This window comes from Kocuria tytonicola, from assembly GCF_003687455.1.
In the GTDB taxonomy this organism is placed as follows: domain Bacteria; phylum Actinomycetota; class Actinomycetes; order Actinomycetales; family Micrococcaceae; genus Kocuria; species Kocuria tytonicola.
The window spans coordinates 1-8,111 of sequence record NZ_PHOA01000107.1 but is presented as its reverse complement, the minus strand read 5'-3'; the positions used below and the strand labels follow the sequence as shown (position 1 = coordinate 8,111).

Annotated in this window: 3 protein-coding genes; 2 read left to right on the top strand and 1 reads right to left on the bottom strand. The window is 74.6% G+C overall.

Features of this window, described 5'->3' with window-relative positions; genetic code table 11:
* Positions 1–184 precede the first annotated feature (184 nt).
* On the top strand, positions 185–3,565 hold the full coding sequence (locus tag CWC38_RS10105; protein WP_121846617.1) for an ATP-dependent helicase: 3,381 nt from the start codon (positions 185–187) through the stop codon (positions 3,563–3,565).
* Positions 3,562–7,110: an ATP-dependent helicase gene (locus CWC38_RS10100; RefSeq protein WP_121846616.1), complete on the top strand. Its 3,549-nt coding sequence runs from the start codon at positions 3,562–3,564 to the stop codon at positions 7,108–7,110. The genes CWC38_RS10105 and CWC38_RS10100 overlap by 4 nt, the downstream gene beginning before the upstream one ends.
* On the opposite strand, the gene CWC38_RS12590 is transcribed toward CWC38_RS10100, so the two are convergent.
* Positions 7,047–8,111, bottom strand: a 1,065-nt coding sequence (locus CWC38_RS12590; RefSeq protein WP_276309578.1) for a phosphotransferase, incomplete at its 5' end; no start/stop codon positions are given. The genes CWC38_RS10100 and CWC38_RS12590 overlap by 64 nt on opposite strands.

Genomic DNA, 8,111 nt, shown 5'->3' with positions numbered 1-8,111 from the left:
GCCCAGCCCGCCCTCTTCGACGCACCCCCGCCGCACGGGACGCGGCCGGTTCCCCGGTGGGCGGGGGTGCGTCGAAGAGGGCGGGCTGGGCGTCGTCGGGATGTTGCGGGGAGGCCATGGACCCACGGTACCGGGCGTGCTCCAGGTCCTTATGGATGTCGGAGCGCCGTGGTGGGATGGGCGCATGCCGAAGCAGCGAGAAGCCTCCTGGCGGGTCCTCCCGCCCCGCGGTGCCCAGGTCGCAGGGGCGGCCGTGGAGCTGGACCCGGCCCAGCGCGCCGTCGTGGAGCTGGGCCCCGGACACGGGCCCGTGCTGGTGCTGGGCGCCCCGGGCACCGGACGGAGCACGGTGGTCGTGGAGAGCGTGGTGCGACGGATCCGCGAGGGCGCGGACCCCCAGCGGCTGCTGGTGCTCACCCCGTCCCGCGAGTCCGCGGCCACGCTGCGGGACCTCGTGAGCCGGCGGACCGCGGCCACCATCAGCACCCCGCTCGTGCGGGCGTGGCAGGCCTACGCGTTCGACGTCCTGCGACGCGCGCACGGGGAGGGGCTGCTGCCCGGCGTCACCACGGCTCCCGTGCTGCTCTCCGGGCCCGAGCAGGACGCGTTCCTCGCGGAGATGATGCGCGGCCACGCCCGGGGGCACGGCGGCGCCGTCGTGTGGCCCGCGGACCTGGACGACGCGCTCGGGACCCGGGGCTTCCGCGGCCAGCTGCGGGAGCTGTTCGACCGGATGAACGAGTACCGGGTGCCCGCGGACCTGCTCGCGGCGTGGGCGGAACCGCTCGGCCACCCGGAGTGGCGCACGGCCGCCGCGTTCCGCGAGGAGTACCAGCAGATCCGCGCGCTGCGCATGCCCAACGCCTTCGACCCCTCCGAGCTCGTGGACCGGGCGGCCCGGATCCTCGAGGCGAACCCCGAGTTCCTGGCCCGGGAGCAGCAGCGCCTGGACCTGGTGGTGGTGGACGACCTCCAGGAGGCCACCCCGTCCGCCCACCGGCTCATCGGGGTGCTCACCCGGGGGCGGGACGCCGTGTTCACCGCGAACCCGGACACCACGGTGCAGGGTTTCCGCGGCGCCCGGCCGGATCTGCTGCGCACGCTCGAGGACCGGGTGGGCACGCCCGAACGCCCCGTGCAGCGCATGCACCTGCGCACGAGCCACCGCATGCCGCTCCAGGTGGCAGCGGCGTGGCAGCGCGTGGCCCGAGCCGTCGGCGTGGTGGCAGGGGCGCGGGTGGACCGCGCTCCGGCCGCGGACGGCAGCGGGGAGGGCACGGCCCGGGTGGCACTGTTCGAGTCCCCCACGGCCCAGGCGCGCTGGTGCGCGGACCACTTCCTGCGGCTGCACGTCCTGCACGGTGTTCCCTTCCGGGAGATGGCCGTGATCGTGCGCAGCGGGTCGCAGCTGTCCGCGCTCACCCGGCAGCTGGGCGCCCTGGGTGTTCCCACCACCACCTCGGCCGCGGAGACCCCCCTGCGGGACGAGCCGGCCGTGATCCCCCTGCTCGACGCCCTGCGGCTGCTGCTGGCCGCCCAGGACACCGCTCCGCCGGAGGAGGTGCGGCGGGATCCGGCGGAGACGGAGGAGACCGCGGCGGAGGAGCCCCGCGCGGTGGAGGCCGTGCTCACCGCCGCAACGGCGGTCTCGCTGCTGACCTCGCGCATCGGGGGCGCCTCTCCCATGGAGGTGCGCCGGATCCGGCAGCGGCTGCGCGGCTACGAGCTGCGCACGGGAGGTGGCCGCACGAGTGACGACCTCCTCGTGCAGGCCCTCACGGACGGTGTGCTGCTGGAGCTCGCGGAGGTCCGCTCGGACGCCGCGGCCCGGGTGGCGGACATGCTCGCCGCAGGACAGCAGGCCCTGGACGCACCCGGTGCCACCGCGGAGTCCGTGCTGTGGGCGCTGTGGGAGGCCTGCGGCGTGGGCGTGCGCTGGCGTCGTCGTGCGCTGGAGGGAGGACCGGACGCCGTGCGCGCGGACCGGGACCTGGACGCGGTGGTCGGGCTGTTCGAAGCCGCGGAGCGCTTCGTGGACCAGGTCCCCGGGGCCACCGCCCAGGCGTTCATGGAGTACATGGACCACCAGGAGCTGCCCATGGACACCCTGGCGGCACGCGCGCCCGCCGAGGACAACGTGTCCGTGATGACACCGGCCGGCTCCGCGGGGCGGGAGTGGTCGCACGTGGTGGTGGCGGGGGTCCAGCAGGGAGTGTGGCCCAACACCGCGCTGCGCGGCCAGCTGCTCGGCACGGACGTCCTGACCGATGCGCTGGACCACGGTCCGGAGGAGGCCGCCCGGCTGGGCGCGGTGGACCGGCTGCGCCAGGTGCGCTCGGACGAGCTGCGCCAGTTCGCCACGGCGGTCTCCCGGGCGCGTGAGGGGGTCACCGTCACCGCGGTCGCCACCCAGGACGAGCAGCCCTCCGAGTTCGTGGCCCTCGTGGCCGGGGGGCGGGGGGAGGACCCCGGCATCCCCCTCGAGGAGCTCGACGCCCCCGAGCCCCTCACCCTGCGCCAGCTCACGGGTTCGCTGCGGCGCGCCCTCCAGGACCCCGTGTCCACCCCGGAGGAGCGCGAGGCCGCGGCCCGTCTGCTGCACCGGTTCGCCTCCCAGGATGACCCCGTGGCGGGTGCCGACCCGGACCAGTGGTGGGGCTGCGCGCCGCTGTCCACGGAGGATCCCCTCTACGCGTCCGACGAGCTGGTGCGCGTGTCACCCTCCAAGATCGAGACCGTGCACCGCTCACCCCTCGACTGGTTCGTGGCCGAGGCCCGTGCCACGGAGACCACCGACCTCACCCGCAGCCTCGGCACGCTCGTGCACGACATCGCCGAGAACATGCCGGACGCGGACGCCGTGGAGCTCGTGGCCGAGCTGCGGCGTCGCTGGCCCTCGCTCGGCATGCCGCGGGGCTGGACGGGGCTGCAGGAGCTCGAGCGGGCCGAGGCCATGCTCCGCAAGTTCGCCCAGTACTCCCGGGAGATGCGCACGGAGCACGGCCGTGAGCTCGTGGCCGTGGAGGGCAGCTTCCAGGTGCTCGTGAGAAGTGCCGCCAGGGATGCCCTGCTGACCGGTCGCGTGGACCGCCTGGAGGTGGACGCCCACGGCCGCCACGTGGTGGTGGACCTCAAGACGGGCAAGCACAAGCCTCCGGCGGAGGACCTCCCCGAGCACCCCCAGCTCGCGGCGTACCAGGTGGCGCTGCAGGCGGGCGCGGGCGGGGCCATGCAGAACAGCGCGGGCCGCGAGGACCTGCACGCCACGCAGCCACCGGAGCGCATCGAGCTGCCCGAGGGGGCCGTGCTGGCGCGTCCCGGTGGGGCGCTGCTCGTGCAGCTCGGGGGCAGCACCGTGAAACCGGGGGTTCAGCAACAGGACCCCCTGGATGAGGACCAGCAGTGGGCCCGCGAGCTCATCACCCAGGCCGCGCTGCTCATGTCCGACGCGCAGTTCGAGGCGCGGCACACCGCGGAGCAGGAGCAGGGCGGGCACGGCCGGTCCTGCGCCGTGCCGTGGGTGTGCCCGCTGTGCGCCCAGGGAAGACAGGTGACGGAGAAATGACGGACCAGAACGTCGGCACGGAGGAGATCAGGTACTCCCCGTACGAGATCGCCGAGGCCCTCGGGGACTTTCCGCCCACGGAGCAGCAGGCCGTCGTGATCTCCTCTCCGCTCACACCGCGGCTCGTGGTGGCCGGTGCGGGCTCGGGCAAGACCACCACGATGTCCGACCGCGTGGCCTGGCTCGTGGCGAACGGGCTCGCACGGCCCGAGGAGATCCTGGGTGTCACGTTCACGCGCAAGGCCGCGGGGGAGCTGTCCCACCGGATTGCGGAGAAGCTGCGGCTGCTGCGCCGTGCCGGGCTGATCGAGGACCCTGCCGAGGAGGACGACGCTCCCGAGGCGGCCCAGGAGCCCACGGTCAGCACCTACCACTCCTACGCGAACACGCTGGTGCGCAGCTACGGGCTGCGGCTGGGTATCGAGTCGGACACCGTGCTGCTGGGACAGGCCCAGACGTGGCAGCTGGCCAGCGACCTCGTGCGGGGCTGGGACGGCCCGCTGCCCGAGTCGGTGCCCGCCGCGGACACCCTGGTGAAGGGGCTGATCACGCTCTCCTCGGAAGCCTCCGAGCACCTCGTGGACACCGCGACGATTCGTGACTTCGTCGAGCGCTTCCGGCGCGGCGTCCAGGACGCCCCGCCGGATGGGCGGAAGAAGACCCCCGGCAGCAAGGTCAAGGCCGCCCTCGCCCGCATGGAGCGGACCGAGGTGCTCGCGCAGCTCGTGGACCGGTTCCACGCCGTCAAGCGCGAGGAGTCCGCCCTGGACTACGGGGACCTGCTCTCGCTCGCGGCCCGCATCGTCCAGGTGGACCCGCACGCGCGGGCCGCGGAGCGCGACCGCTTCAAGGTGGTGCTGCTGGACGAGTTCCAGGACACGTCCCACGCCCAGCTGGCCCTGTTCTCCGGGCTGTACGGGGAGGGCCACTGCGTGATGGCCGTGGGGGATCCCCAGCAGTCCATCTACGGCTTCCGCGGGGCCTCGGCGGGCCAGCTCTTCAGCTTCGTGGAGAACTTCCCCCGCCGCACGCCGGACGGGCAGCGGGCCGTGGCGGACACCAGCTTCCTCACCACGGCGTGGCGCAACAGCCTCTCGGTGCTGGACGTTGCCAATGCCGTGGCCGAGCCGCTGCGCACGGCGCCCTCGTGGAACCGTTCCGCGGCCTCTCTGCGCGTGCCTCCCCTGGACCCGTCACCCCAGGCCGTGCGCGGGCGGGTGCGGGTGAGCCGCCACCTCACGGACACGGACGAGGCGCAGGCCGTGGCCCAGCTGATCAGCGACGAGCGCCGGGCGCACGAGGGCCAGCCCCTCGAGGAGATGCCCACCATGGCCGTGCTGTGCCGGCGCCGCGCCCAGTTCGAGCCCCTGCGGCTCGAGCTCGAGGCGCTCGGGATCCCCTACGAAGTGGTGGGTCTGGGCGGGCTGCTGCACACTCCCGAGGTCTGCGACGTCGTGGCCATGCTCCACGTGCTCACGGACCCCGGTCGCTCGGACGCCCTCGCCCGGCTGCTCGCGGGCGCCCGCTGGCGGCTCGGCGCGCGGGACCTCGCGGCCCTCGGGGACTGGGCCGCGGAGCTCGAGCGCCGTCACGAGCGCGCCTCCCGGGGCGAGCGAGCGGAGGGCGGCACCGGGGCGTCGTCGGATCCTGCCTCCGAGCGCGGTCCCCAGGACGACGCCGCTGCGGGCACGGACGCGGCCTCTGCCGCGGCGCGGCACGAGGGCCTCGAGACCGTGGTGATGGCGGACCTCGTGGACCGCTCCAGCCTGATCGAGGCCGTGGAGACGCTGCCCCGGGAGGGCTGGGTGTCCTCGCGGGGCCGGAGCATCAGCGCCGAGGGCATGCGCCGGCTGCGCGCCCTGCGGGCGGACGTCCGGGCCCTGCGCCAGGTGCTCGGGGACGAGCTCACCACCGTGATCCACGAGGTGGAGACCGTGCTGGGACTGGACATCGAGCTCGCCGCGCTGCCCGGGGAGGACCCGGCGCACGCGCGGCGGAACCTGGATGCCTTCGCGGACCAGGCCGTGCAGTTCACGGCCACCACGCGCACGCACGACGTCGCCGCGTTCCTCGCGTGGCTCGACGCCGCGACCCGCGAGGAGAACGGCCTGGACCTGCCGCCGGCGCACACGCGCAGGGACGCCGTGCAGCTGCTCACGGTGCACGCCTCCAAGGGGTTGGAGTGGGACCACGTGTACGTCCCCGGGCTCAACCAGGACGACTTCCCCACGAAGAACTCCTCGGCCTGGACCGGGGACGCCGCGAAGCTCCCGTGGCCCCTGCGTGGCGACGCCGCGCAGCTGCCGCAGTGGCACGTCCGCCTGGACGACGTCCGGGAGGTGGAGGACTCCTTCGGCGAGTTCACCGAGGACGTGGCCGAGCACGACCTCGGGGAGGAGCGACGCCTGGCGTACGTGGCCTTCACCCGCGCCAAGTCCCTCCTGGAGCTCTCCGGAACCGTGTTCCGCGGGACGGGCAAGACGGGCAAGGCCGTGAGTCCCTTCCTCCAGGAGGCCCGGGACATGGCGGAGCGCTCCACGGCGGGCTTCGAGGCGGGGCCCTGGGCGGAGCCGGAGGAGGGCGCGAGCAATCCGCAGCTGGACACCCTGGTCAGCGCCGTGTGGCCCTACGACCCCCTGGAGGGGCCGCGGATCACCCGAACCTCCCGGGACGCCGAGGGCCGCGTGCGGCGGACGGTGTTCCCACCCACCCACGAGGGCAGGCGCGGCCGGATGGAGGCCACGGCCCTGGCGGTGCGCCAGGGTGGGTTCCCCGGCACCCGGGAGCTGCCTGACGAGGATCTTGCGACCGGTGCCTCCGGTGCACGGATCGCGCGGTGGCGCCGCGAGGCGGAGCTGCTGCTGGCGCAGCGCGAGGCGAGCCTCGAGCGGCGCGCGGTGCACATGCCGGCCCACGTCTCCGCCTCGGCCCTCGTGGCCATGGACGAGAACCCGGAGGAGTTCATCAGCGCCCTGCGGCGTCCGATGCCGCGGCGCCCGGGGTCTGCGGCCCGCGCGGGAACGGCGTTCCATGCCTGGGTCGAGGACTACTTCGGGGACTCCGCGATCTTCGACCTGGACGAGCTTCCGGGAGCGGACGACCACGTGGACGAGGAGCTGGACCTGCCGCGCCTCGCGGAGACGTTCCGCCGCAGCCCGTGGGCGAGCCGGGAGCCGTACGCCGTGGAGCTGCCCGTCGAGACCCCGGTGGGCTCCCTCACCGTGCGCGGCCGCATCGACGCCGTGTTCCGCACGGCCGACGGGTGGGAGCTCGTGGACTGGAAGACGGGACGGGTGCCGCGCGGCGGTGACCTGCGGCGCAAGGCGGGTCAGCTCGCGCTGTACCGTCTGGCCTTCGCCCGGTTGCACGAGGTGCCCGTGGAACGGGTGTCGGCGGCGTTCTACTACGTGGCCGCGGACGAGGTGGTGCGCCCGCACGACCTCGCAGACGAGGCGCAGCTGGAGCGGATCGTGTCGCGGCTCTACGAGCGGGGCACGGACCCGGTGGATCCGGCGGACTCGGCGGGGCCGCCGCCCGAAGCCTGATCCTCGGGGGAGTCGGCCGCCGAACGAGCCGGCGCGGGTGCGGCACCCGGACCAGCACTGACGTCCGGTCCGGCACTGACGGCCGCTCCGGTACGGAGGCCTGCTCCGGCGCCCGCCCCCGCGCTGGGCGCAGTTCCGGCACCGACGTCAGTTCCAGCACGGGCGTGCGGCCCCGCGGTGCTACCCCATCCTGTGGCGGGGCTCGGATCTGCGGTGGCGCCCGGCCCCGTGCCGGTTCCGGACCCCGCAGTGGACCCGCTGCGCGGAGCAGGTGACGGGCTGAGCCCGGGGGAGCGGGCGTCGTCGGCGTCGAGGTCACCGGCCGCTGCGCGTGCGGTGGCCGGTGCGGCCTCGGACCCTCGACCCGCGGGGTCCTCCCGGGGCCGCGGCCCGTCCTGGGCCGCCGGATCCTCTCGGGGCGGCCCGGGAACCCCCGGCGCGGGTGAGGCGCTGTCCCGCACGTCCCGGGCGAGGGTCTCCAGCATCCGCCGGGCGTTGTCCACCATGGACGGGATGCCCCGGTCCACGCCGCGCACGAGCCACTCGGCGAGGGCGAACTCCGCCTTGAGGTGGGCCCGCCGCAGCAGGTGGCGGTCCGGGGGTTGCACGGCGGCCACGGAGTACGCCTCGATCACGGTGTCCGCGAAGGTGGGGTCGCTCATGCCCACGAGCCACGAGAAGTCCTCGGCGGGGTCCCCCACGTGGAGGTCGCTCCACCCGGTGAACGAGGCGAGCGCGCCGTGGTCCACCGTGATGTTGTCCTCGTGCAGGTCCCCGTGGACCACGCGGGTGGAGAACTGCCACAGCGTGGTGTCCTCCATGGCCTCCTCCCAGCGGCGCAGCAGCTCGCCGGGGATCTGGCCGGTGGTGGCGGCCTGGTCGAGGTCGTGGAGCATGCGCTTGCGGCACTGCTCGGAGCTGTAGGCGGGCAGGTCCGCGTCCATCACGAGCGCCCGGGGCAGGGAGTGCAGGGCCCCGAGTGCCCGGCCCACCTGCACCGC

Bases quoted from the DNA above. Each gene is read 5' to 3' on its own strand.
- CWC38_RS10105 (WP_121846617.1), top strand. From the start codon at position 185: ATGCCGAAGCAGCGAGAAGCCTCCTGGCGGGTCCTCCCGCCCCGCGGT.
- CWC38_RS10100 (WP_121846616.1), top strand. From the start codon at position 3,562: ATGACGGACCAGAACGTCGGCACGGAGGAGATCAGGTACTCCCCGTAC.